This window comes from Pseudomonas sp. H3_E04 (assembly GCF_054668915.1).
The window spans coordinates 1,370,213-1,394,294 of sequence record NZ_CP162797.1 but is presented as its reverse complement, the minus strand read 5'-3'; the positions used below and the strand labels follow the sequence as shown (position 1 = coordinate 1,394,294).

The window sequence follows — 24,082 nt, the reverse complement described above, 5'->3', positions numbered from 1 at the left end:
GCCGTGTCAGGCAACGAATCTGTTGGATGACACACTGTTTTCGCGAGCAGGCTCGCTCCCACAATGGTTTTGGTGTTGGATCAGCGCGGGAGGATGTACTTCGCGATCGCCAAAGCCACGCCATCTTCGGTGTTCGGCGCGGTGACGACGTCAGCCTGGCGCTTCACCGCCTCTTCCGCCTGACCCATGGCAATCGAAAAGCCAGCGCATTTGAACATCGCCGGGTCGTTGCCGCCGTCGCCGATGACAGCGGTTTGCTCCAGCGGCACGCCGAGGTATTCGGCGATGGTCGTCAATGCCGTGCCTTTGTTGGCCTCAAGCGCCGTAACGTCGAGATACACCGGCTGCGAGCGCGACACTTGCGCCATGCCGTTGACCTTGGGCAACAGCTGCGCCTCCAGCTCAATCAGCAACTCAGTGTTGTTGCTGGTAGCGACGATCTTGTCGATGCGCTCCAGGTAGGGCTCAAAACTCTCGACCACCACCGGCGGATAGCCGAGCCCGCTCTGTTCACGCGGAACCATCGGCCCGTGCGGGTCCTTGAGCAGCCAGTCGCCGCCGCTGAACACCCAGATTTCCACCTCCGGCTGATCGGCAAACAGTGCCAGCGCGATCAGCGCCGTGGTTGCCGGCAAATAGTGAGCAGCCAACAGCGTACCGTCCGGTTTGACGATGGTGCCGCCGTTGAACGCCGCTGTCGGCAGATCCACGCCCAGCGCTTCGATCTGTTGCAGCATGGCTTTCGGCGGGCGCCCACTGGCGAGGCTGAACAGCACGCCGGCCTCGCGCAACGAGCGCACTGCGTCGATGGTGCGCTGGTTCAGTGAGTGATCCGGCAGCAACAGCGTGCCGTCCATGTCGCTGAGCAGAAAACTTATGGGTTGTTTCGGCAAATCACTCATCCCAGGCCGTGCCAGACGCGACCATCGCGAGTCAGAAGATCTTCCGCTGCTTGCGGGCCATCGTCACCAGCCGCATACAATTCGACACTGGCGTCCTGCTGCCAGGCATCGAGGAATGGCTGCACAGCTCTCCAACCGTTCTCGATATTGTCAGCGCGCTGGAACAGCGTCTGATCGCCGGTCAGGCAGTCGTAGATCAAGGTTTCGTAGCCGGTGGAAGGCTGCATCTCGAAGAAGTCCTTGTAGGCAAAACCCAGTTCGATGTTCGCCATGTTCAACGCCGGCCCCGGCCGCTTGGCCAGCAGATCGAACCACATGCCTTCGTTTGGCTGGATCTGGATGCGCAGGTAGGTCGGTTGCAACTCGTCGACTTCGGTATCGCGGAACTGCGCGTACGGCGCCGGTTTGAAGCAGATGACAATCTCGGTATCGCGTACGCTCATGCGCTTGCCAGTGCGCAGGTAGAACGGCACGCCGACCCAGCGCCAGTTATCGATCATCACCTTCAGCGCCACATACGTTTCAGTGGTGCTCTCGGGCGAGACGTTGGCTTCTTCGCGATAACCGTTCAATGGATTGCCGTCGCGCTCGCCCGCCGTGTACTGGCCGCGCACCGAGTTGGCCCGCGCTTCCTCAGTGGACCAGGGGCGAATCGCCCCGACCACTTTGGCTTTCTCCCCACGTACTGCATCGGCGCCGAATGCGGCCGGCGGTTCCATGGCGACCATGGCCAGCAGCTGGAACAGGTGATTGGGCACCATGTCGCGCAGTGCGCCGGTGTGTTCGTAAAAACTGCCACGGGTTTCTACGCCGACGGTTTCCGCTGCCGTAATCTGCACGTGGTCGATGTAATGGTTGTTCCAGAACGCTTCGAACAGGCTGTTGGAGAACCGACTGACCAGAATGTTCTGCACGGTCTCCTTGCCCAGGTAATGATCGATGCGATAGATCTGCTTCTCGCTCATGACCTTGAGCAGGCACGCGTTCAAGGCTTCGGCGGTGTGCAGGTCGGAGCCGAACGGCTTCTCGATCACCACCCTTCTGAACGCTTCGGGAGTTTCTTCAAGCAGACCGGCGCTGCCGAGGCGGCGCACCACTTCACTGAAGAAACGCGGCGCGGTGGCCAGATAGAACACCGCATTGCCAGTGCCGCTGTCGGCGATTTTCGCCGCCAGGGCTGAATAAGTGCTGTCGTCCAAGAAATCGCCCTGGACGTAGCTGATGCCTTTGGCGAGCTTGGCCCACAAGACCGGATCAAGCATCTGATCGCCCTTGCCGACCTTCGCCGCCACTTCGGTACGGATGAAGTCTTCGAGCTTCAGCGCGAAGGCTTCATCGGTAATGGCGTTGTGGTCAACGCCGACGATCCGCAGATTGTCGTCGAGCAGGCCGTCGCGACTGAGGTTGTAAAGCGCCGGCATGAGCAAACGCTTGACCAGGTCGCCGTGGGCACCGAACAGGAACAGCGTGGTCGGTGGTGCGGGTTCTGCCTTGGATTTTCTGCGGATCGTACGGGTCATTTTTTCGCGGTCTCCACGTGGCCACCGAAGCCGAAGCGTTGTGCCGACAGGATCTTGTCACCAAAGGTGCCCTGGCCGCGCGAGCGGTAACGAGAGAACAGCGAGTTGGACAGCACCGGTACCGGCACCGCCTGCTCCATGGCCGCCTCGATGGTCCATTGGCCTTCGCCGCTGTCAGCGACAGAACCGGAGAAACCGTCGAGCTTCGGATCGCTGGCCAGCGCATCGGCAGTCAGATCCAGCAGCCACGAAGAAACCACGCTGCCACGACGCCAGACTTCAGCGATATCGGCCACGTTCAGGTCGAAACGCTGATCTTCCGGCAAACGCTCGCTGGATTTGGTCTTGAGAATGTCGAAGCCCTCGGCGAACGCGGCCATCATGCCGTATTCGATGCCGTTGTGAATCATCTTCACGAAGTGCCCGGCGCCGGCGGGACCGGCGTGGATGTAGCCATGCTCGGCGCGGTGGTCATCGGACTTGCGGTCCTTGGTGCGCGGGATGTCGCCCATGCCCGGCGCCAGCGCGGCAAACAGCGGGTCGAGACGCTGCACGGTTTCGGCGTCGCCTCCGATCATCATGCAATAGCCACGTTCCAGGCCCCAGACGCCGCCGGAGGTGCCGACGTCGATGTAGTGCAGGCCCTTCTCGTTCAAGGTCTTGGCCCGACGAATGTCATCCTTGTAGTTGGTGTTGCCGCCGTCGATGATGGTATCGCCGGGTTCGAGCAGTTCGCTCAGGGTGTTGATGGTGTCTTCGGTCGGCGCGCCAGCCGGCAGCATGACCCAGACAGCGCGCGGCTTGTCGAGGCCGGCAACCAGGGCTGGCAAGTCTGCGACGCCGGTGGAGCCCTCGGCGACCAGGTTATCGATGAAAGCGGTATTGCGGTCGTAAACAACGGTGGTGTGCCCGTTGAGCATCAGACGTCGCGCAATATTGCCGCCCATGCGGCCCAGTCCAATAATCCCGAGTTGCATGTGCTGATGCTCCTTACTACAAATAAATGTGTGTCATTGGTTATAGCCCAACGCGACTGATGGAGGTTAGTCCAGAGCGTTGCGATGAAGTTTCCGGGCATTGTGCCCGATCCAGAGTGATAACGCCCCGAATCCTGCCGAAGACACACCGACCATGAAAAATAAAAAAGTTCCCTTCCTGGGCAAAAGAAATCAAAATTGGCGCCGATAGTAAGTCAAGCGCCTCAAAACGAGGAGTGACTTACAGTTGATGCACGCCATTTGCGAGGTGAGCAATGGGCACAGTACACACAGCAATGCCGCCACAAACCCTCTACGTTACGATCCGTCGCGATGAATTGCGCCAGTTGAAAGACGAGCGCGACCAGTTGAAGCACGAATTGGCGCAATTGCGCGCATTGACCCAAGGCTCGCAGCCGCAACCGCGTCCGGTTGTGCAGCGCGCGCCTCACGCCTGATCCCCCGCCTGCTACGGGAACGGCCATCGTCGTTCCCGACACGTTGTACCTCTGACCGCTTGATGCCAGATAAACGCAGCGCTTAACAAATCTTTCACATGTCCTTGGGGATACTCCGCCCCATTCTGGCCGCACCTGCGCGTACGGCCTCTGTTCGTCGGTGTCATGGAAGCGTTCCGGCGTGGGTTTGATGATTGAGCTGGAGCGCTGAATGGCATTGTTCAAACGCAGCAAAACGACTGCGAACGGTTTCGACTGGGCTGGATTTATCTGGCTGTTCGTCTTCTTCTGGTATTTCTCGGGTATCACCCAACTGCTGATCCAACTGACCGGCACATCCGGCTTCACCGGATTCCGCCAGGCTTTCGTGATGAGCGCGCTGTGGCTGGCGCCGATGTTGCTGTTCCCCAAACACACTCGCCTGCTCGCCGCCATCATCGGCGTAGTGCTGTGGGCCTGCTCGATGGCCAGCCTCGGTTACTTCTTCATTTATCAGCAGGAGTTCTCGCAAAGCGTCATCTTCATCATGTTCGAGTCGAACGTGTCGGAAGCTGGCGAGTACATGACTCAGTACTTTGCCTGGTGGATGATTCCGGCGTTCCTCGCCCATACCGCATTTGCTTACTTTTTGTGGACCCGTCTGCGCCCGGTGTACATGCCGCGCGGTCGCGCGCTGGTCGCGGCGACGGCCATCGTGGTTGCCGTGGTCGGCTACCCGCTGGTCAAGCAGACCCTGCGCATGGGCACCTTCGCCCAAGGTTTCGAGAAATTCGAAACCCGCATCGAACCCGCCGTGCCGTGGCAGATGGCCGTGGCGTATCACCGTTATCAGGAAACCCTCGCCGACATGCAGGGCATGCTCGACAGTGCGAGCAAGATCCCGCCGCTGAAAAACCTCAAGGACACTTCTGCCGGTCAGCCGGCGACTTTGGTGCTGGTGATTGGCGAATCGACCAACCGACAGCGCATGAGCCTCTACGGTTATCCGCGCAACACCACGCCGGAACTGGACAAGCTCAAGGATCAACTGGCGATCTTCGACAACGTCATCACCCCGCGTCCCTACACCATCGAAGCGTTGCAGCAAGTACTGACCTTCGCCGATGAGCAGAACCCGGATCTGTACCTGTCGACGCCGTCGCTGGTCAGCGTGATGAAACAAGCGGGTTACAAGACCTTCTGGATCACCAACCAACAGACCATGACCAAGCGCAACACCATGCTCACGACTTTCTCCGAACAGGCCGACGAGCAGGTGTACCTGAACAACAACCGCAACCAGAACGCCGCGCAGTACGACGGTGACGTCATCGAGCCGTTCAACAAGGCGCTGACTGATCCGGCTGAACGCAAACTGATTGTCGTGCATCTGCTCGGCACGCACATGAGCTACCAGTACCGTTATCCGCCGACTTTCGACAAGTTTCAGGATCGCCAGGGCGTCCCTGCCGGCGTACGCGACGATCAACTGCCGACCTACAACAGCTACGACAACGCGGTGCTGTACAACGACTTCGTGGTCTCGAGCCTGATCAAGGACTACGCCAAATCCGATCCGAACGGCTTTTTGCTGTACCTGTCCGACCACGGCGAAGACGTCTTCGACTCGGCCGGCCACAGCACTCTCGGGCGCAACGAAAACAAACCGACCGCGCCGATGTACACCATCCCGTTCATGGCCTGGGCCTCGCCGAAATGGAAGCAAAACCACGACTGGAACTTCGCTGGCGACCTCAGCCGCCCGTACAGCAGCTCGCAGTTCATTCACACTTGGGCGGATCTGGTCGGATTGAGCTCGGATGAATTGGATCGCAGCAAGAGCCTGGTCAGCGACAGCTTCGTGCCGCGCAAGCTGTTGATTGGCGATCCGTATCAGACGGCGAAACGCTCACTGATAGATTTCAGCTTGATGAAACCCAAGCAGCCTGCCCCGGCAGAGGTGGCACAGAAGTAAACCGACAAAGGGCCCGTGAGGGCTCTTTTTTGTACGCGCTGATCGGCCTGCTGCGTCGGTACTCCGCTCTGAAATACCTCGCAATATTTGCCCTCAACCCGCGTTAACCCATCGTTAATGGCCGCGACGCAGACTCTGTTCCGCGGTCTGCTTCACGGACGAACCGACTCCCACTTGTTCAGTAGGAGGCAACATGAAAACCACCACCATCATCTTCACCACCCTGCTCGCCCTCGGTTCCACCAGCGCCTTCGCTGAAGGCGGCGCCGAGCGTATGCGTTATTACTACGCCAATTTCCCGGTCCAGCACGCGCAAGGCGAGCAAAAGGCCGACGTCGCTGCGAAAGAAATTCGCGTTCCTGCTGACCAGACGGCGCAGGTGACCGAGTCTTATCGCGACTGAATTTCACCGAGCAACCGATGAACCTTCCGTGGCTCCGCTCTGGCCCGGGAGATGACAGTTAGGCGCCCTGATTGGGCGCCTTTTTTTATGTTCGGGCTGGTGATTTGCAGTGAGGGCTTTTCAGGCCTGTAAATCTTTTATCCAGAACAGCATCCGCCCATGATCTGGATTGAACATCCCCGGTGCAAAGCCGAATTTGCGATACGCCCCATGCGCCGCAGCATTGCCTTCCAGCACCTCCAGGGTGATTTTGCAGCAACCGCGCTGGCGGGCGATTTCCTCGACTTTCTGCAGCATTTTCTGGCTTAGCCCCAAGCCACGGAATTTACCAACCACCGCGACGTCATGAACGTTGACCAGCGGTTTGCAGGCAAAGGTGGAGAAGCCCTCAAAACAGTTGACCAGCCCGGCCGGTTCGCCGCCAACAAAGGCCAGCACGCTGAACGCATGAGCTCGGCGCGCGAGTTCTTCGGGTAACCGCTGAAGAAGCTCGGGCGCGATCGGATGACCGCCGCCCATGGGATCTTCGGCGTAGTGGTTGAGCACGATGCCGATGGCTTCGGCGTGCACCGGGTTGCTGTAGCTGGCCTGAAGTACGAGTATTTCTGCGGAATCCATTTCCATCCCCGATAAACAAAAGCCCCGGCGCGCAAGGTGCTTGCTGGAAGGCTGATGAGGACATTAGCTTGGGTTTGAATGGGTGGGCAATCGGAAATTTGAAGATCAAGAGATCGCAGGCTCGTTGCACTCGTCAGCTCCTACGCGAGTGCATCGAGGCTGCGACCTTTTGCAGTCAGTGGCCCCAGATGAGCTCTTCAGTCCAGCCCAGTTCGGCGAAGTCTTCAGCGCGCAATACGCTTTCGCCGACGCAGAAAAACTCGTCCAGTTGCGGTGGCTTCACCGTCGTGCCGCTGAGCATTGCGTGCACCTGGCCACGATGATGAATCTGGTGTTCGAACAGATGCGAGAGCATGCGCAGGCGGCTGTCATGTTGCGGCATGTCGCGGGCGATGGTGACGATCCTCGGCAGATCAGCATCCCTCAGTTGCTCGCAATAAACGATCAGACGCCGGTCGACGCGAGCCTGCTCTGCACGCAGCGCCGCAGCGTTGGTGAACGGCTCGTCTGCATTGAAGAAAACGTAGCAATCCGGGTGCGGCTCGTCCCCGCGCAATTCGCGCTCCAGCGCGTCGACGTAGAACCAGTCGCAGGTGAGGATGTGGTTGAGGGTCAGGCGGATGCTGGGGAAGAAGCTCACCCGTGGCGCGACCAGTTCAGCGCCATCGAGCCGGGTCCAGGCCTTGGCCAGGCGATGATTGGCCCAGGCATTCTGGTAAGCCATGGTCAGCAAATGATGGGACAGCGGTTGACTCATGTCGGTGTCCTCCTCTTTCAGGCTTCGGCGAAACGCTGCAACTGCATCTCCTGCAACCGGCTGAGGGTGCGGCGAAACGGGAATTCCAGATAGCCCTCGGTGTAGAGCGCGTCCATCGGCACGCTTGCCTCGACGTACAGCGGCACCTTGCGGTCGTAGCATTCATCGACCAGTGCGATAAAGCGGCGTACGCCATCGTCGTGTACTGACAACTGCGGCAGCTCCCGATCGCCGGCGACCACGCGCTCGGCGCCGTCTTCGGTACCGCGCGCGATGCGTCCCTCGCGCTTTCGTGCACTGAGGTTCGGCACTTCGCTCAAGAGAATAGCCCGGTAGCGATCACACAGGGCGATGAAGTCCATGGCGGCGAAAGGTTGTTCGCACAGATCGCTGTAACGGCACCACACTACGGATTCACTGGCCTGTACCACGTTGAGCATGCGATGACCCACTGCGACTGGTTCTTCACTGCAGATTTCATCCGAAATCAGTGATTTGAACACGGCAGCCAGCGCACTCGGCGAATCGGTCGCGCTGACGAAATAGCGCTGTTCGATCGTCCCCGGATGCAGGCGATGATCCTCGGCGCCATTGACCGGGACAACTTGCATGTGCGCCTTGATTGCCGCGATTGCCGGGGTAAAGCGGTCACGATTGAAGCCGTCGGCGTACAGATCATCCGGGGGCAGATTCGACGTGCAGACCACCACCACGCCTTCGTCGAACATCACCTGGAACAAGCGCCCGAGGATGATCGCATCGCCAATGTCGTTGACGAACAGTTCATCAAAACACAGCACGCGTACTTCGCCAGCGAGTTCTTTGGCCAGCGCGCGCAACGGATCGGCGATGCCGCTCAGTTGGAATGAGCGCTGATGGACCCAACCCATGAAGTGATGGAAATGCTGACGCCGCGCCGGTACGCGCAAGGTTTGATAGAACTGATCCATCAGCCAGGTCTTGCCGCGCCCGACCGGCCCCCACAGGTACACGCCGCTGACCGCACGGGCATCGGTGTGCAAGGCTTCGTGGCATTTCTGCAAGGCCCAGACCGCGTGTTCCTGGGCTTCATCCTGGATGAAACCCTTGTGCTCAACGGCGTATTGCCAGGCACTGAGGGGGGAGTCGAAGTTCATGCGCGGGAGTATGCCACGTGGAATTCTCCATTGCTGATTGACGCACGTGAACGATCATTGTGAGAGCGAGCCTGCTCGCGAAGGCAGCCTGTCAGTGACCGAGATGCAAACTGACCCAGCGCTTTCGCGAGCAGGCTCGCTCCCACAGAGCCAAAAAACCTGACCTTTCAGGCAGTTATTGCTCGTTGCCCTCGCCGCCCGCTTGCGGCATTCTGCGCACCCATTTTCTGACCCGGCCCCGCCTCGCGGCGCGCACCTGACCATGACCGCCTCTGACAAAGCCCCGCGCAACAACGACCTGATCTACGGCCTCAACGACCGTCCGCACCTGACCGCCACCGTGTTCGCCGCGCTGCAACATGTGCTGGCAAGTTTCGTTGGCATCATCACCCCTACCCTGATCATGGGCGGCGCGCTGGGCCTGCAGAGTGAAATCCCCTACCTGATCAGCATGGCGCTGTTCGTCTCCGGCCTCGGTACCTTCGTGCAAGCCAAGCGCTTCGGCCCGGTCGGTTCCGGTTTGCTGTGTCTGCAAGGGACCAGTTTTTCCTTCATTAGCGTGATTCTCAGCGCCGGGTTCATGGTCAAGGCGCGTGGCGGCGGTACTGACGAAATCCTCTCGACCATCTTCGGTGTGTGCTTCTTCGCAGCATTCATTGAAGTTGTACTCAGCCAGTTCATCGGCAAGCTGCGCATGTTGATTACACCGGTAGTGACCGGCACGATCATCACCCTGATGGGTCTGTCACTGATCAAAGTAGCCATGACCGACATCGCCGGCGGCTTCGGTGCGCCCGACCTGGGCGCGGCCAGTCATGTCTTTCTCGCGGCGTTGGTGATCGGCACTATCGTCGTGCTGAACCGCGTCGACGTGCCGTTTCTGCGGCTGGGCGCGATTGTCATCGGCCTGACCCTGGGTTACGTGGTGGCATGGCTGATGGGCACGGTGGATTTCGCTTCGATGCCCGAGGTGCCGCTGGTCAGCGTGCCGGTGCCGTTCAAGTACGGTTTCAACTTCGATTGGGTGGCGTTTGTGCCGGTAGCGGTAATTTTTCTGGTGTCGCCACTGGAAGCGGCCGGCGACCTGACCGCCAACTCGATGATCTCGCGACAACCGGTCAAAGGCCCGCTGTACATCCGTCGAATCAAATCCGGGCTGCTCGCCGATGGTCTCAACTCGGCCATGGCGGCGGTGTTCAACAGCATGCCCATGGTGACTTTCGCGCAGAACAACGGCGTGATCCAGTTGACCGGAGTGGCCAGCCGTTACGTGGCGTTTTTCATCGCCGGGCTGCTGGTGTTGCTCGGTTTGTTCCCGATGATCGGCGCGGTGCTGCAACTGATGCCGTAACCGGTGCTTGGCGGCGCGGAGCTGGTGATGTTCGGCACCGTCGCCGTGGCCGGGATCAAGATCCTCGCCGAGGCCGGTCTGCATCGGCGCAACATGCTGATCGTGGCGATTTCGCTGGGCATGGGCCTGGGCATCGCGGCGGTGCCGGAAGTCCTGCGCGAACTGCCGCAAGCACTGCGCAACATCTTCGAATCGCCAATCACTGTCGGTGCGTTGTGCGCTATCGTGCTGAACATCTTCCTGCCCGAAGAATTCATCGAATTGGAAGAAGACGATTTCGACCCGGAAGCTTCGATTCTGCAGGTCATGGAAAACCCCGAGGTCACCGCCAAAGGTGAACCCGGCCAAGCGGCGGCTGTCGCACAGTTGAACCGCTGACGTCGCGCCTGGAAAAAAGGGCTGCACCGGCGACGGTTCAGCCCTTTTTTGTCGAGAGATTCTTATGCGCCGCGTCCACGCCGTCATCCTGTCGCTCCTGCTGTTGTCGCTCAGTGCCTGCGCGTTGTTTCCCAACCGCGACCCGGTGAACATCAACGTGGTCGGCCTTGAGCCGCTACCGAGTCAGGAACTGGAAGTGCGCTTCGCCATCAAGCTGCGCGTGCAGAATCCCAATGAGACGGCGATCGACTACAACGGCATCGCGCTGGATTTGGAGGTCAATGGGCATTCGCTGGCTTCCGGTGTGAGCGATCAGAGCGGTTCGATCCCGCGTTTCTCTGAAGCCATTGTCACGGTGCCGGTCAGCGTCTCGGCGTTCTCGTTCCTGCGCCAGACCTTGGGCCTGAGCCAGACGCAAAGCCTCGATAACTTGCCCTACGTGCTGCGCGGCAAACTGGCCGGTGGGTTGTTTGGCACAATGCGCTTTACCGACAGCGGCAAATTGAGCCTGCCCAAGGCGAGTGCGGCGACTTGGTAGTCAGCGGTCTCAATCGGCAGAACAACACACAACCCCTGTGGGAGCGAGCCTGCTCGCGAAGGCGGTGTTTCAGGCGACTACGATGCTCATGCTGCCTACGTCTTCGCGAGCAGGCTCGCTCCCACAGGTTCTCTGCAAGTTTCAAAGTCAGGAATTGAACCGCACCCCCGGCTTCGCACGCTCATCAACGGTCAACTCGAACACATCCGGGCGCGCATAGTGGCCGACCACATCGTAGTCATACCGTGCGCGGACCAGTTCCTCCGTGTCGATTTCCGCTGTCAGCAATCCCGCCTCGCCACGCAGCGGTCCCGCCAGTACATCACCCATCGGTCCGACGATCACACTGCCACCGGCAATCAAAGGTCGATCCCCGGGCCAATTGGCAATCTCCACACCCAACGCATTCGGCGAGGCCTGCACCTGACAGGCGCTGACAACGAAGCAGCGACCTTCGTGGGCGATGTGGCGCATGCTGACTTGCCACATCTCGCGCTCGTCCACGGTCGGCGCGCACCAGACCTCAACGCCCTTGGCATACATCGCCGTGCGCAGCAGCGGCATCATGTTTTCCCAGCACACCACGGCGCCGAGCTTGCCGACCTGGGTGTCAAACACCGGCAAAGTCGAGCCGTCACCCTTGCCCCAGATCAGTCGCTCGGTTCCTGTAGGCATGAGCTTGCGGTGTTTACCGATCAGTCCTGCCTGAGGGTCGAAATACAGCACCGTGCAATACAATGTGCTACCGGCGCGCTCGATCACGCCGATCACCAGATTGGCCCCGGTGCGCGCTGACAATCCGGCCAGCGCTTCGGTTTCCGCGCCCGGTACATCAATGGCATTGGCAAAATAACGTGCGAAGGCCTCACGCCCCTCGGGCAGTCGATAGCCCAACTGGGTGCCGAAGCCCTCGCCCTTCGGATAGCCACCGAGCAGGGCTTCCGGCATCACCACCAGCGCCGCGCCGGATTCGCGGATCGCGTCTTCCCAGCTGAGAATCTGGTCGAGGGTTTCGCACTTGCCCCCGGGCAAGGCGCCGATCTGCAGCGCAGCAACTATGGATTTGGCCATCGTGTTTACTCCATCAGGTTCAGGTGTTGCCGATTCTCCAGCGGCACGCGATCATGAATAAAGCCCTTCGCGCTGCTGAATGATATGAGCCAAATGAATATCGCCAACATCGACCTCAACCTGCTGAAAGTCTTCGAAGCGCTGCACGAGGAATCCAGCGCCAGCCGCGCGGCCCTGCGCCTTGGCGTAACGCAATCGGCAGTCAGTGCGGCATTGCGCCGTTTGCGCGACGTCTATGGTGATCAGTTGTTTGTACGCACCGGGCGCGGGCTGGCGCCGACCCTGCAAGCCAATCAGCTCAAACCCGTGATCAGCGATGCCCTGAACAAATGTCGGCAAAGTCTGGCCATGCTCGACCCGGCGGCCAATCACTATGACGGGCGCTCGGTAGCGATTGGTCTGTCAGATGATTTTGAAATTGCCTACGGGCGCCACTTGATCGAAGAAATCGCTCGTCGCGCGCCGAAACTGCGGCTGATCTTTCGCCAGACCCACAGCCAGATCGTCGCCCGTGCGTTGATGGAACGCAGCATCGACCTGGCGATCACCGCCGGCGGCTTCGCCGAGCGCCTGCTCAGCCGGCAGGTGTTGGTGGAAGGTGGCTATGCGTGTCTCGTCGACCCGAGCAGTCTCGCGCCAGGCCAGCAGCAGATCGAGCTGCAGGAGTTCGTTGATCGCGAGCACATTCTGGTGTCGTCGGGTGGCTTTATCGGCATTACCGACGAAGGATTGGCGGCGGTGGGTTTGAGCCGGCGAGTCTGCGCCTCGACCACGCATTTTGCCGCGCTGCCCTTTCTGCTCAAGGGCAGTCAGGCGGTGGCGACCATTCCAGCCCACGCCGCAGAAAGTATCGCGGCGTTGAGCGGGTTGGCATTGCTGCCCTGCCCGTTGGCTTTGCCGCGCTATCCGGTGGAGCTGGGCTGGCGCACCAGCACGCAGATCGATCCGGTGCTGGTCAAGGTTCGCGAAGCGATTGCCGCCACGTTCAGCCAAGTGTGAAGCGGGTTATTTGTTCGCCGCCATCAGGCGATTGACTTCGCTGCGCACCATGTTGGCGAACTCCGGTGGCGACATGCCGTCCAGCTCGGCGCGGACCCACTCGGCCCATTTGCCCTTGCGCTTGGAACGCTCGCCAAACAGACGCGCGGCTTCGCCTTTGGCTTTGCCCAGATTGTTCTGCCAGAGTTCGAACAGACGGGATTTCTCATCTTCCAGCGCGGCGCGCTCTGCGAGGGATTTGTCGGCCAGATTGAAACTCATGGGGATTTGTCCTGCTGCGTAAAATGGCGACATCTTACACGCTCGGTGCAAATCTCCGGTGCAGGTTTTTCCCTTCTCCACGAATGACATGCAACTTTTCGCCTGCCGCTACACTCCATTGGTCACTGTCCATTCACCTGCAAGGAGTCACCCAATGGCCCGTAAAACCGCCTCGCAAGCTGCCGAAGAGCAAATCAAGGATCAAGCTTTCAGCGAGCTTCAGGCTCTGATTGAAGAATCGGACAAACTGCTCAAGAGCAGCGCTTCACTGGTAGGCGAAGAAGCGGAAACGCTGCGTGCACAAATCGCCCAGAAACTGCAACTGGCGCTCGACTCGGTGTCCAGCGTGCGCGACCGCACCAAACCTGCCGTAGAAGCGACTGAAAACTATATCGGCGGCCATCCATGGCAGACCGTAGCGATCTCCGCCGGATTCGGCCTGGTGGTGGGCCTGCTGCTCGGCCGTCGCTGAGTTCAGTGTCACAAGAAAAGGCGAACCTCGCGGTTCGCTTTTTTTATGCCTGCGCGACCGACTCCCCTGCCATTTCACGCAACTGCCGCAACGTTTGCTCATCCAGACCGATCCCCTGTGCCATCGAGCGACTGCGCTGCAGATGCCGTCGATCCCCCGGGAGACGCTTGAGCCCGACGCCGTGCATCTGCCGCACCAGCTCCTCGCTGCGCTGGGCGAAACTCTGTCCTGCCGCCTTGTTCGGGTCGATCACAATCAATAGCTGACCGGTCCACGGTGTTTTCGCGCCGGGATGGTTGGACCAATCGAATTCGAAGGAAAAATTGCCGCCGGTCAACGCCGCCGCCAGCAGCTCGACCATCATCGACAGCGCCGAACCCTTGTGCCCGCCAAACGGCAGCAACGCCCCGCCCTCGAGAATCGCCTTGGGGTCCTGGGTCGGTTGGCCGAGGCTGTCGACGCCCATCCCGGCCGGAAGCTTTTCACCTTTGCGCGCGGCGATCTGCACATCGCCATGGGCGATGGCGCTGGTGGCGAGGTCAAAAACAATCGGCGCGGCATTGGCCCTTGGCGCGGCGAAGGCGATCGGGTTAGTGCCGAACAACGGCCGGTCGGCGCCATGAGGTACGACGCAAGTCATGCTGTTGACCACGCTCAACGCCACCAGACCTTCATCGGCGAACGGTTCGACATCCGGCCACAGTGCGGCGAAATGGTGCGAGTTACGAATCGCCAACACCGCGATCCCGGCATGACGGGCCTTTTCCACCAGCAGCGGTCGGGCCGCCGCCAATGCCGGCTGCGCAAAACCATTGCCGGCATCGACGCGGACAAACCCAGGCGCAACGTCTTCCACCTGTGGTACCGCATGGCCGTTGACCCAGCCGCTTCGCAGCGTCGAGACATAACCGGGCATACGAAATACGCCGTGGCTATGAGCGCCATCGCGCTCGGCGCCGGCGCAGTTGGCCGCGAGCACGCGCGCCACTTCGCTGGAAGTGCCGTGCCGCAGAAATATCGTTTCAAGCAATTGCGTGAGTGCTTCGAGGGACAACGAGGACGAGCCCTGATCGTGTGGCGCAGACATCTGAAGCTCCAGAATGATTATTGGAGGGAACAACAGCGTACGGTCGTTTTGCCCACCGATTAACTGCGCCCGAGCTGTCGGCTGTCAACCCTTGGGTTGATCGACCTTGCGGTCGCCGTCCGGATGCACATTCAGCGTGGGCGGGTGCGGTAACTGAATACCGCAAGCGCGGCCGGCCACGGATCTATGGTTGAGTCCCTGCCCGATGGCGCCCCGTTCAGAGTCCTTATGATGTCCAGTTCGCCCGCACCACTGTTGTTTCCCGACATTTTGAAATCCCCCGGCCTGCATCCCGCTCTGGCCAAAACGCATGGTCTGAACAGCAAAGACTTCAGCTGGCTCGCGCATGTGCAGCTGGCGACCCACGCCCTGCGCAGTGAACAGACCCCGCCAATGCTCGCCGAGCGCATTTTGCTCAACGCCGAGAAGCAATCACCTGTAGTGCTGGCTGGCAGTTTCGTCCTTGGCACCGGGCCGGATGACGGTGGGGTGTTTCTCTATACCCCCTACGATGGCCTGAAAAAATTCAGTGATGATCAGGCGCTGTCGCAGGCGTTGCAAACGCGCTTGGAAAATGCGGACGAAGAGGACGATCTGCTGGCCTTTCTCACGGTATCGATGCGCAAGGAGCTGGTGGAAAAGCGCGGCATAACGATGACCCGCGAAACGATCACAGGGGATGTGTTCGACGACCAGTCGACGGCCATCAATGCCCAATTGGGCGCTTGCGCGAACGATATGCTGGACGAGCTCAAACGCCTGCCTTTGCTCACCAGCCTGTTGCAAACCGTTCTCGACGAACAACTCGAGACGCACTTTGGCGACTTGCAGCAGTCAGCTACACGGGTCAGTTTTTACCCGACTACTGCGCAGACCGCCGGTGAAGTCAGGCGGCCAATCCAGTCGCTGTCGCTGAGTGAAGCGCTGCTACTGCACTTTCGCCGACAGGGCTGGCCGCCGGGCCAGACCGTCGAGTTCGACCACCCCGCCCATTCATCTAAGGCAGATGATGAGTCAGCCTGGTCAACTGCGATCAAGTCAGCATCGGGCAAGCTGACCATTCTGCTTTTTCGGCAACTGGAAACGTACTGGAATGCCGCCTCATTCTCGGGCTCGCCACGACGCGCGTTCTTCAGCCGGACGCTGCAGGATCAGGCCCGTGCGGACCTGATGATCAAACGCGAAACGGAAATCCTCTCCGCCAGCGAGTTCGATGCCCTGCACACCTTGATCCGCGAGCCTGCCGTGGCGGTGCAGCGTCCGACCTTTGAAACCGTGTGTTTAAGCGAAGAGACGGCTTCCGTCGAGTTGGCCGGCTCGCTGATGATCAATCATGACAAGGCTTACCTCTACACGCCCAGCCAAGGCATGCAGGTGCTCACGAACTACGTCGATCTTCAGCGGACGCTGACTGCCAAACTCGCTGCGGCTGGCCATGAGGACGAACTGTACGGGCTGATGAGCCTGGAGGAACGCGATCGCTATCTGGGTTTCACCAACGCTCGGGTGTCCGGCGAAAACATCGCCGGCGAGATCATGACCACGCTGTTCGAGGCGATCATTACCAAACAACGGCAGAACGTCGAATTTGCTTTGCAGTGTTTTCGCCAGAGCGAACGTACCACCGACATTCATGCGCTGTTCGATAAGGCGCTGGATATCCGCTCGATGATTCACCAACGTCTGCTCAAAATTGACGTCCATGCGCGCTGGAGCACCCGACCGTTGTTTTCCAGCACTCCACCAGCCTCGCGCGTCCAGGCAGACAAGGCCAGACAACTGGCAAGAAGCCTGAACGCCACATTGGACAGTCTCGCCAGCAGCTTCGCAGAACAGCCGACCCTGACCGACAGTGAACATCGGGCCTTTCTGCAAAGCATCCGCTGGAAGCTGGCGCGCGCATTCGAGGATGGCCTGCGCAGTGAAGTGCAGATGCATGGTCTCAACGATTCTTCGCCGAGTATTGAGCGGAAAATTGTCGAAACCGTCTTGGATGCCAGGCGCACGACACGTAACGATCGTCAGTCAATCAACGGTTTCCGCCCGGACGCCTGGTCACTCTCACTGACCTGCTCCGCCCAAGGCAGCGTGCTGCCGCTTGCGTATTGTCTGCTGATGACCGAACGCGGCGGGATGGACGTCGCGCATTCCGGGCTCTGCGTGCTCTGGACACCGGCCGCAGGCCTGGAATCGTTCAAGGATATCGACACCGCTCGCGCGCAATTGCAGCGCCGACTGGACGACAACAACCAGAGCCACACACTGTTGGAAAATCTGCCGTCAGCGCAACGTCGGCTGGATCAGCAATACACGCTAGGCACTTTCCTGTTGATCGAAGACAGCGTCGCACGCGAGCGCATGCAATCGGCCATTGAACATTGCCTGGCGGAGTGTGAGCTGTTGCGCACGTGTATCAAGGACAAACAAACGCTTGCAAACTTCTTGGAGCGCATGAAAACCAGAGGTATCAATACCAATCTGCGTCGGGCCATTGACCTTGCGCAAACGGTTTCCACTCACTTGGACTACCCCGACTGGTTGCGCATGGCGCCAGTAACAGAGCAACGTACACACCTTGCGCTGCTGGATGAAGTGCGTCGCGCGTTTCGTGACGGCAAGGATTTTCTCGACGACGTCCCGGCCTTGGCTACCCATGTCGAGCAGACCCTCAAAACATTGCTCGACGCCAGATTTCCCGGCAATGGACTAAAGCCTCAGGACATCCAGATCACCCCGAACCTGACCCTCGCCGGACCCGCCTGTGACCTGTTGGAGTTTGCCCTGCATCATTACAACGTTGTGCAAGGTACTGGTTTCAAGGTGGCCTCGAAAACGGCCACGGCATTACCGGAAAAATTTGACCCGTCCGCCGTGCGCCAACTGCTGCAGTCGCTGGAGGTAGCCACGACCTACACGCGCAAAGTGACCGAAGCGCTGACGGCGGACAATGACGCTGCGCGCGCCCGTAAACAAAGGTTCTTCCGTCAGTTGCCCTGGCAGTTGATCCAGCACGCACATGCGTTGAAGTTGCAACAACAACTGTCAGATACCGGGTACGACTATGTGTGCCAGGTGCTCGATATGCCGGACGGGATTGCGCGTGCAATGGTCGAGGGTGCCGATGCGATTGTCAGTCCCCTGGCGTTGATCAAAACCGCGCACGCCGATCCCGTTGAGGCGCCAGGCATCTATGTCTTCGGCCCTGGCGCGGGAACAAGCGGCCCACGGGTGCTCTATGCGCCCTACTCCAGGTTCGTATTTCGCGAGTTCGAGAATCAGAGCCAATTGATCGATGCGCTGAACACGCCCGGGCATTTTCAGGATCTGGTTATCCGGCGTCTGCCGGTCTCCCAACAAAGTGTCTTCAAGAATCTGCTGAAAACCACCATCGGCCAAACCAGCGAAATTACCCTTCAGGACAACGCCATCCAGGGCAATGCACTGGAACAATTTCACAAAGACACCCTCAGCCTCTTGCCGCGACTGCTCAGTAGCCAGCCGCAGATCAATGCCCAATCCGATTGGGAGGCGGCCAAAGTTCTGTTCAGCCATGGGGTCCGTCTGGTTCCGCACTTGCTGCCTGGAAAACTGGCGTCGCTGTTTTTCCTCTGGAAAAGCTACCAGGACTTCAAGGAGTCGGCCGATGACCTTCAGGATCATCACTGGGCCAACGCTCTCAAGACTTTCATTGCCGGTGCGATTTCCATGCTGAGCCTGGGTCGCCTGGCCTGGGATTCGGAACCGGAACCGGAACCCGCAGTGTCCGGGTTTGCTGCTGAGCCAGAGCCAACCTCGTCGACGCCAGCCGAAACCCGCACAGATACGCCGGTGCAGGCTGTCTCGCGCTGGTCCAAGGTCCCGCCAGCGACGTCCTCTCGAGCCAACCTGCAGCGCTTCGAAACCGCCACGGCGCTGAAAGACCTGAAGCTTGAGAACAATAAGCTGGTGTATGCGGACGCCTCGAAATCGCACAAATACGCGGCAATTGCCGGCAAGGTCTATCCGGTGGTGCAATCGGACAACGTCTGGTTTCTGCGCGAACCGAATGGCGGCGAAGGGCCGGCGCTTGAACAGAAAAATTCCAGACTGGTTGTTGCACGCCCCGGCCATTCCATTCAGCGCTGCCGATCAAAACGCAGCAAGATGCAGCAAGAAGAAGTCGAGCGCAGTCGCTCAATCCTGATGTACGTTCAGGCACAGGGCATGACACAGATCCATCGGCTATATCCGGCCAGGGCCTTCGTCATACAGCAGGCAGTCGGCCGGGCGCGAACCTATGCCCTGAACTGCCTGCATAACTTCGTGGTGCATCGCGACAATCTGGGTGGCACTCGGGTAGAAACCGTGCTCAGGCAGTTCTTCGAAGTGCCGCAAGTGACTCCCTTCCTGCTGCGCAAGATCGAAAAGGTAATTCTGCCGATTTGTCGCGAGCTGACCGACCCCAAAGATGATCTGCTCTATACCGAGCGTTTTTTTGCCGGGCTCAATGCCTACTACGACGACGACACCGTGGCCTTTGTGTTCAAAGAGGACAAGCGACGGATTGTCCACCTGACCGAACATTTCTTTAATCCGGGAATGGATGCCTATACACCTGTGTTGCCTCCCAGGTTCAACGTTGACTCCCACGCACGTGCGGTCACGTTGATCCACGAGCTGTCGCATCTGATTTGCGACAGTGAAGACTTGGCCTCCGTCGAAGCGATTGCGCCTCACACGAATCTCATTGACACAACTTCATCGGACGGGAGGCTGCTCAAAGCCGATCTTGAAAGCCTGCGCAAATCCCTTTCGCGATCTACGGCGCCTTCGCGCCTGTTCAGTGAGAAAAAACCGAACGGCACACGCGTGGGGCTGGACCAGTTGCCGATGCGTATCAACGAATACAGGAAGATTCTCAAACTGACCAAAACCACGACGCTCGCCGATGCACGCAAAGCATTTCGCAATCCGCTAGAGACTGAGCCGCGCATCGAAGTGATTCTGGCCAACGCCGACTCGATCGCGTTGCTGATCAGCGAACTGGGGCAAGTCCTCGATCCGCTGCCGGCGCCAATCCCCTTACCGGCACCTGTAACCAGCGGAACGTCGTCTCCGCCGTCATCTTCATAAACGCTGTTACAAAAAATGCGCTGGCTCGACGCCAGCGCATTTCGTACATACAACAAAGGTGTAACGGTGCATTAGTCCTTCTGATCACGCAACACGTTACCCGACGCCCCATCGATGCGGAATTCATAAACGATGCCATCGGCCTTGCGCCCTTCGCCTTCCCAGTAACCGTCATTGTCGGCACCGATCTCATAGACCTCGACATAACCGGCCTTGGTCTTGGCGACTTCGATAGCTTTTTCGATGGTGATCCAGCCCGCGCCTGGCTTGTCCGCGAGGGCGGCACCGGCGCTGAGCAAACCGGCGGTGGCAATCAGGGCTGCGAATGTCTGTTTGATCATTTTTTCACTCCATTTATGGATAGTAGGCAGTTGCTTCCTGTTTTTTTGGGCGCCACAGGGAAAAATAAGTTCCACGTTGATGGGTAAATGCCATGACGGATGTTCTCGGCAGCCTGCCGGCGAGGTTAGAATGAGCGAAATCAGGACGAGTCAATGACCCAAGACACTCTCTCGGAAGCCGAATACGATGCGATCACCGATGCCGCCGCGCACTGGTGTATGCGTCTGCACGCCGCTGACTGCACGGACGAGGAGCGTCGCGCATTCCAGGAATGGCACGATGCACATCCCCTGCACGCCTTCGAATACGAAGCGATGCAGGAAATCTGGGAAGTCGCCGGGGACCTGCCTCGAACCGAGCCGGGGGAGCTGGCCGCACAACGCAAACCGTCACGCCCGTGGCGCAAGTTCGCGGTCATCGCTGGCGCCTGTGCCCTGGCCTTGCCACTGGCGGCCTATAGCGGCTGGAGTCTGGGCTGGTTGCCCGACAGTTATCAGCATTACGCCGCGACCGACAGTGTGCGTCAGATCACCCTGAGTGACGGCAGCCAGCTGGAACTCAACCTGAACACCGACCTGACCTTCAGCAATTACAAACATGAACGTCGCGTGATCCTGAACAACGGCGAGGCGTTTTTCCATGTCAGTCACGACACGGCGCATCCGTTCGTGGTGCGCGCCGGGGAAGGCAGGATTCGCGTCACCGGCACCCGATTCAACGTGTGGATGTATGAAGATCAGGTTCGCGTGAATCTGGTCGAAGGTTCGGTGCTGGTCAGCAGCAATCGTGACCTGCCGGGTGACGGTTTGCGCCTGACGCCTTCGATGCAGGCACGCTACCGGCATGGCGATTACGCACCGCAAATCAGCCAGACCTACCCTGGCGACACCTCGCTGGCATGGCGTAGCGGCCGATTGATACTCGATAACCTTGCCCTGCACGACGCCCTGCCGCTGATCAACCGATACCTCGACAAACCGTTGATGCTGGCCGACACCGCTACTGGCGCGATTCGGGTGGGCGGCGTCTACAACATCAAAGAGATGAACAACCTCGCCAACAGCCTGCCGAAAGTACTGCCGGTCTACCTGACCCGCAACAAGGAAGGCAACCCGGTGATCAATTCGATGCCGCAGCGCCCAACCAAAAGCTGAAGGCCGCATCCCTTGCGGGAGGCGGCCTTCGTTTGTTTCGGGCTATGCCTGGTTTACTGCGCGGCCACCTTCCCTGCCTGATTCTGTACCTGTTGGATGATCTGCACCTGATAGTGCGGGTCTGCCTGAATCTGCTGCTCGGTAAATGGCAGCACACTCCACTGTTTCTTCGAAAACGCTGCAGTCTGGTCCCGTGAATATATCGACATCGGGTCGCTGGACAGCGAGAACGCCAGCAGCCCTTGGGCATGTGGGCCTTTTTCGTCGAAGCTCACCACTTGCAGATAGCTGGTGCCGCTGACCACCTCAAGTTTGCCGTCATCACGGGGCACGCTCTGCATCGCGTTGTAGATGCCCAGTGTACCCGGCCCGCCATGAATAGGCGTTTGCTGCCCGCCGCTGCTGACCACCTGGATATCGCCCCAGCGCATGTCCGGCTTCAGGCCCATTTTTCCAACCTGCTCGACCGACGCCAGCATCGCCTCGCGCAGCGCTTTGGCAACCGCCGGTTGCTCGACCGCCAGACCACGCGGAGTGTTTTGCGCATCGGCGGGATTGAATGCCACGCGCCAGATATCCGGCGATTCGAGCAGCGCCTGCATGATGTTCTGGAAGTGCACCAGACCGAGCCCGGCATCCAGATTGGCGCGGCCGTCCCAGGCTTTGAGGCTGACGCAGGCAGATTTGAGCGTCTCGGCATCGCTGCCCAGATCGGCTGCGCAGAACCTCAGCAGATCCGGCATGACCTGCGAGGCCAGATAAACCTGATCGTCCATGACCATGTGCTGCAGATCCTTGATCGCCAGCGGGCCTTTTTTGTTCAGGTCAGCCAAACGATCAAGGGCGAATCGCGAGCGCAGGCCAAGCGGTTGGCCGTCCTGACTGATGAGCGGCGAATAACCGGTGAGCGGACGCGCGGGATTGGCCAGCCATGCGGAATCGTTGGAGTGCTGGACGAAATCCTTGCGCAGCAATTGCGGTAACTGGCTGGAAGCGAATATGCCCTTCTGCGCCGCTTGCGGATCGATATCCCAGGCGCAGCCGCTGTTGGAGCCGTCCAGGACAATCATGCGCAGACCGAGGCGTGGGTCGCTGCACTTGGCCAGTTTCTCCGCGCTGACGTTCGGCACCACCGACAGGTTCATGTACAGCGTCTGCCCCTTGTCATCCACTGCAAGGGTAGTGACCCACGGAATGCCCTGAATCTGCTGCACCGCGCCTTGCAGATCCTTGAGACTGCTGGCCTGGTTCATCGCATACCACTGTTTCAGCACACGATCATTTTCCAGGTTGGCATCGCGCAGGCTGTAGGCGTATTGCTTGTCCCAATCGAGCTTGCCCGGCCATTGCACGATCGGCCCGAATTGCGAACTGTAAATATCGCGGGCCACCGCCACGACCTGGCCGTCAGCCTGCTTGACCTGCACGGTGACCGTCTGTTTGCTCAGGGGCAGCGACTTGCCGTCGAGCAGGTAACGGGTCGGATCTTGCGGGTCGAGTTGCAGACGATACAACGTGAAGTGTTTCGACGAATCGACGGTGTGGGTCCAGGCCAGATGCTGGTTGAAACCGATGTTGATCATCGGCAACCCCGGCAAAGCGGCGCCCATGACATCAAGCTTGCCAGGAATGGTCAGGTGCATCTGATAGAAGCGCATGCCACCGACCCAAGGGAAATGCGGGTTGGCCAGCAACATGCCGCGGCCATTGAACGAGCGCTCGCTGCCAACTGCCACGGCGTTGCTGCCGCGATCCAGAGCGAAACGTCGCTGACGCGCGTCGGCCAACTGGAACGCCTCGGCGTCGTGCTTGACCTGCGCGGTCGCTTGCGGCGGCGTCGCGCCAGCAAGGGCTTCAGCGAACTGGCCCACACCGCCTTCAACCAGTAGGCGCCGCGTCAGCTTGACCAGATCCTCGGCGTGGATATCACGCACCCATTCACCCTGGCATTGCTGCGGCAACCCTTGCGGACGACGTTCAGCCAGATAACGGTTGTAACCGGCGGCGTAACCCTCGACCAGATCGCGCACCTGAGCCGGTTGCGCTTGCCAGAATGCTTTGACCGCCTCAGGTGTATTGAGCCAAGTGAAGAACACATCACTGACGCGGTTTTCCCGTTGCTCGACTGTGAACTGCTCGGGACCGAAATACCGCGAGCGCTGACCATTGACGGTCACGATCTCGTTAGCCAGCAGACACAGATTGTCCTGGGCGTAGGCGTAGCCGATGCCGAAACCCAGACCGCGTTCGTTCTCGGCGCGAATGTGCGGCACGCCAAACGTGGTGCGGCGAATGTCCGCGCGGGTGTCCGCAGCCGGACTCAGCGCGTGGGCCGACAGGCTCAGCCCGAATAAGGTGCCGGCAAGGGCCAGCCCGGTGAGTTGCCTGGAAATAATCACGCTCGCTCCTGATCGATAGGTCGATTGCCCCTGCGTCCACGCGCAATGAGCCTGTCGAAGAAACGAAGCTGAGGAAAAAAATTTAGCAGGCAATCCAATCAAGCAAGGCCGGCATCACAAGGCCGAGACGATTTTACGACGAAATTTCTACATCTTTTCTTTCATGATTTGTCGAGCTGAAACGTCTTGTTTA

Annotated in this window: 19 protein-coding genes and 1 pseudogene; 9 read left to right on the top strand and 11 right to left on the bottom strand. The window is 59.5% G+C overall.

The genetic code is table 11. The features are described from left to right. Positions 1-80: 80 nt before the first annotated feature. Genes AB4N53_RS06305 through gnd form a run of 3 tightly spaced genes read right to left on the bottom strand, consistent with a single transcriptional unit; the run spans position 81 to position 3,399 of the window. Positions 81-902, bottom strand: a complete 822-nt coding sequence (locus tag AB4N53_RS06305; protein ID WP_460119078.1) for an HAD family hydrolase — start codon at positions 900-902, stop codon at positions 81-83. After that, on the bottom strand, positions 899-2,422 hold the full coding sequence (zwf, locus tag AB4N53_RS06300) for a glucose-6-phosphate dehydrogenase (RefSeq protein ID WP_460119076.1): 1,524 nt from the start codon (positions 2,420-2,422) through the stop codon (positions 899-901). The genes AB4N53_RS06305 and zwf overlap by 4 nt, the downstream gene beginning before the upstream one ends. Then, entirely contained in the window at positions 2,419-3,399 is a 981-nt protein-coding gene (gene gnd, locus AB4N53_RS06295) for a phosphogluconate dehydrogenase (NAD(+)-dependent, decarboxylating) (protein WP_064362242.1), read from the bottom strand. Before gnd ends, zwf begins: the two co-directional genes overlap by 4 nt. 275 nt (positions 3,400-3,674) lie before the next feature. On the opposite strand from gnd, the gene AB4N53_RS06290 reads away from it, so the two are divergent. The 3 genes from AB4N53_RS06290 to AB4N53_RS06280 all read left to right on the top strand — a co-directional run bounded on the left by AB4N53_RS06290 (position 3,675) and on the right by AB4N53_RS06280 (position 6,214). Next, positions 3,675-3,857 (top strand): DUF6026 family protein, encoded by a 183-nt coding sequence (locus tag AB4N53_RS06290; protein WP_016774671.1) that lies wholly within the window; start codon positions 3,675-3,677, stop codon positions 3,855-3,857. A gap of 211 nt (positions 3,858-4,068) precedes the next feature. Then, positions 4,069-5,811 carry a phosphoethanolamine transferase CptA gene (locus AB4N53_RS06285; RefSeq protein ID WP_460119073.1) on the top strand — a complete coding sequence of 581 codons (1,743 nt, stop codon included), beginning with the start codon at positions 4,069-4,071 and terminating at the stop codon, positions 5,809-5,811. A 193-nt stretch (positions 5,812-6,004) separates the two neighbouring features. Continuing rightward, entirely contained in the window at positions 6,005-6,214 is a 210-nt protein-coding gene (locus AB4N53_RS06280; RefSeq protein WP_460119071.1) for a hypothetical protein, read from the top strand. 120 nt (positions 6,215-6,334) lie between these two features. On the opposite strand, the gene AB4N53_RS06275 is transcribed toward AB4N53_RS06280, so the two are convergent. The 3 genes from AB4N53_RS06275 to zapE form a co-directional block, all read right to left on the bottom strand. Next, positions 6,335-6,832 (bottom strand): GNAT family N-acetyltransferase, encoded by a 498-nt coding sequence (locus AB4N53_RS06275; protein WP_460119069.1) that lies wholly within the window; start codon positions 6,830-6,832, stop codon positions 6,335-6,337. A 175-nt stretch (positions 6,833-7,007) separates the two neighbouring features. Continuing rightward, complete coding sequence (locus tag AB4N53_RS06270) at positions 7,008-7,589, bottom strand: DinB family protein (RefSeq protein WP_460119066.1); 582 nt, start codon at positions 7,587-7,589, stop codon at positions 7,008-7,010. Between the two features lie 17 nt (positions 7,590-7,606). After that, a complete protein-coding gene (gene zapE, locus AB4N53_RS06265) occupies positions 7,607-8,725 on the bottom strand; it encodes a cell division protein ZapE (protein WP_460119064.1) in 1,119 nt (372 codons plus the stop codon). A gap of 262 nt (positions 8,726-8,987) precedes the next feature. Here zapE and AB4N53_RS06260 point away from each other — a divergent pair. Continuing rightward, positions 8,988-10,454, top strand: a pseudogene (locus AB4N53_RS06260) (nucleobase:cation symporter-2 family protein). Between the two features lie 64 nt (positions 10,455-10,518). Further along, complete coding sequence (locus AB4N53_RS06255) at positions 10,519-10,992, top strand: LEA/WHy family protein (RefSeq protein ID WP_073474543.1); 474 nt, start codon at positions 10,519-10,521, stop codon at positions 10,990-10,992. A gap of 147 nt (positions 10,993-11,139) precedes the next feature. Here the strand turns inward: AB4N53_RS06255 and AB4N53_RS06250 are convergent, their stop codons facing one another. Beyond that, positions 11,140-12,063: a carbon-nitrogen hydrolase family protein gene (locus AB4N53_RS06250; RefSeq protein WP_460119062.1), complete on the bottom strand. Its 924-nt coding sequence runs from the start codon at positions 12,061-12,063 to the stop codon at positions 11,140-11,142. Between the two features lie 84 nt (positions 12,064-12,147). On the opposite strand from AB4N53_RS06250, the gene AB4N53_RS06245 reads away from it, so the two are divergent. Next, positions 12,148-13,062, top strand: a complete 915-nt coding sequence (locus AB4N53_RS06245) for a LysR family transcriptional regulator (RefSeq protein ID WP_460119060.1) — start codon at positions 12,148-12,150, stop codon at positions 13,060-13,062. A 6-nt stretch (positions 13,063-13,068) separates the two neighbouring features. Here AB4N53_RS06245 and AB4N53_RS06240 read toward each other — a convergent pair whose 3' ends face one another. Beyond that, positions 13,069-13,323, bottom strand: coding sequence for a hypothetical protein (locus AB4N53_RS06240; protein WP_003224595.1), 255 nt, complete (start codon positions 13,321-13,323; stop codon positions 13,069-13,071). 154 nt (positions 13,324-13,477) lie between these two features. Here AB4N53_RS06240 and AB4N53_RS06235 point away from each other — a divergent pair, with 154 nt between their 5' ends. Beyond that, positions 13,478-13,795 carry an ElaB/YgaM/YqjD family protein gene (locus AB4N53_RS06235; RefSeq protein WP_016774661.1) on the top strand — a complete coding sequence of 106 codons (318 nt, stop codon included), beginning with the start codon at positions 13,478-13,480 and terminating at the stop codon, positions 13,793-13,795. A 43-nt stretch (positions 13,796-13,838) separates the two neighbouring features. Here AB4N53_RS06235 and AB4N53_RS06230 read toward each other — a convergent pair whose 3' ends face one another. Further along, positions 13,839-14,882 carry an Ldh family oxidoreductase gene (locus AB4N53_RS06230; protein WP_460119058.1) on the bottom strand — a complete coding sequence of 348 codons (1,044 nt, stop codon included), beginning with the start codon at positions 14,880-14,882 and terminating at the stop codon, positions 13,839-13,841. 231 nt (positions 14,883-15,113) lie between these two features. Here AB4N53_RS06230 and AB4N53_RS06225 point away from each other — a divergent pair, with 231 nt between their 5' ends. Next, positions 15,114-19,994, top strand: a complete 4,881-nt coding sequence (locus AB4N53_RS06225; protein WP_460119056.1) for a dermonecrotic toxin domain-containing protein — start codon at positions 15,114-15,116, stop codon at positions 19,992-19,994. Between the two features lie 71 nt (positions 19,995-20,065). On the opposite strand, the gene AB4N53_RS06220 is transcribed toward AB4N53_RS06225, so the two are convergent. Next, complete coding sequence (locus AB4N53_RS06220; protein WP_426159407.1) at positions 20,066-20,335, bottom strand: PepSY domain-containing protein; 270 nt, start codon at positions 20,333-20,335, stop codon at positions 20,066-20,068. Positions 20,336-20,488: 153 nt separating this feature from the next. Here AB4N53_RS06220 and AB4N53_RS06215 point away from each other — a divergent pair, with 153 nt between their 5' ends. Next, the gene (locus AB4N53_RS06215; protein ID WP_460119053.1) at positions 20,489-21,490 is read left to right on the top strand and encodes a FecR family protein; all 1,002 of its coding nucleotides are present in this window, start codon (positions 20,489-20,491) and stop codon (positions 21,488-21,490) included. Positions 21,491-21,543: 53 nt separating this feature from the next. Here AB4N53_RS06215 and pvdQ read toward each other — a convergent pair whose 3' ends face one another. Continuing rightward, positions 21,544-23,889, bottom strand: coding sequence for a bifunctional acylase PvdQ (gene pvdQ / locus AB4N53_RS06210; RefSeq protein ID WP_460119051.1), 2,346 nt, complete (start codon positions 23,887-23,889; stop codon positions 21,544-21,546). Positions 23,890-24,082 lie beyond the last annotated feature (193 nt).

Excerpts from the sequence above, each read along its gene's own strand:
- AB4N53_RS06215 (WP_460119053.1), top strand. The coding sequence starts at position 20,489 with ATGACCCAAGACACTCTCTCGGAAGCCGAATACGATGCGATCACCGAT.
- AB4N53_RS06305 (WP_460119078.1), bottom strand. The coding sequence starts at position 902 with ATGAGTGATTTGCCGAAACAACCCATAAGTTTTCTGCTCAGCGACATG.
- AB4N53_RS06245 (WP_460119060.1), top strand. The coding sequence starts at position 12,148 with ATGAGCCAAATGAATATCGCCAACATCGACCTCAACCTGCTGAAAGTC.
- AB4N53_RS06220 (WP_426159407.1), bottom strand. The coding sequence starts at position 20,335 with ATGATCAAACAGACATTCGCAGCCCTGATTGCCACCGCCGGTTTGCTC.
- zapE (WP_460119064.1), bottom strand. The coding sequence starts at position 8,725 with ATGAACTTCGACTCCCCCCTCAGTGCCTGGCAATACGCCGTTGAGCAC.
- AB4N53_RS06255 (WP_073474543.1), top strand. The coding sequence starts at position 10,519 with ATGCGCCGCGTCCACGCCGTCATCCTGTCGCTCCTGCTGTTGTCGCTC.
- AB4N53_RS06270 (WP_460119066.1), bottom strand. The coding sequence starts at position 7,589 with ATGAGTCAACCGCTGTCCCATCATTTGCTGACCATGGCTTACCAGAAT.
- AB4N53_RS06280 (WP_460119071.1), top strand. The coding sequence starts at position 6,005 with ATGAAAACCACCACCATCATCTTCACCACCCTGCTCGCCCTCGGTTCC.
- AB4N53_RS06285 (WP_460119073.1), top strand. The coding sequence starts at position 4,069 with ATGGCATTGTTCAAACGCAGCAAAACGACTGCGAACGGTTTCGACTGG.
- AB4N53_RS06240 (WP_003224595.1), bottom strand. The coding sequence starts at position 13,323 with ATGAGTTTCAATCTGGCCGACAAATCCCTCGCAGAGCGCGCCGCGCTG.
- AB4N53_RS06250 (WP_460119062.1), bottom strand. The coding sequence starts at position 12,063 with ATGGCCAAATCCATAGTTGCTGCGCTGCAGATCGGCGCCTTGCCCGGG.
- zwf (WP_460119076.1), bottom strand. The coding sequence starts at position 2,422 with ATGACCCGTACGATCCGCAGAAAATCCAAGGCAGAACCCGCACCACCG.
- AB4N53_RS06225 (WP_460119056.1), top strand. The coding sequence starts at position 15,114 with ATGTCCAGTTCGCCCGCACCACTGTTGTTTCCCGACATTTTGAAATCC.
- gnd (WP_064362242.1), bottom strand. The coding sequence starts at position 3,399 with ATGCAACTCGGGATTATTGGACTGGGCCGCATGGGCGGCAATATTGCG.
- AB4N53_RS06290 (WP_016774671.1), top strand. The coding sequence starts at position 3,675 with ATGGGCACAGTACACACAGCAATGCCGCCACAAACCCTCTACGTTACG.
- AB4N53_RS06235 (WP_016774661.1), top strand. The coding sequence starts at position 13,478 with ATGGCCCGTAAAACCGCCTCGCAAGCTGCCGAAGAGCAAATCAAGGAT.
- AB4N53_RS06275 (WP_460119069.1), bottom strand. The coding sequence starts at position 6,832 with ATGGATTCCGCAGAAATACTCGTACTTCAGGCCAGCTACAGCAACCCG.
- AB4N53_RS06230 (WP_460119058.1), bottom strand. The coding sequence starts at position 14,882 with ATGTCTGCGCCACACGATCAGGGCTCGTCCTCGTTGTCCCTCGAAGCA.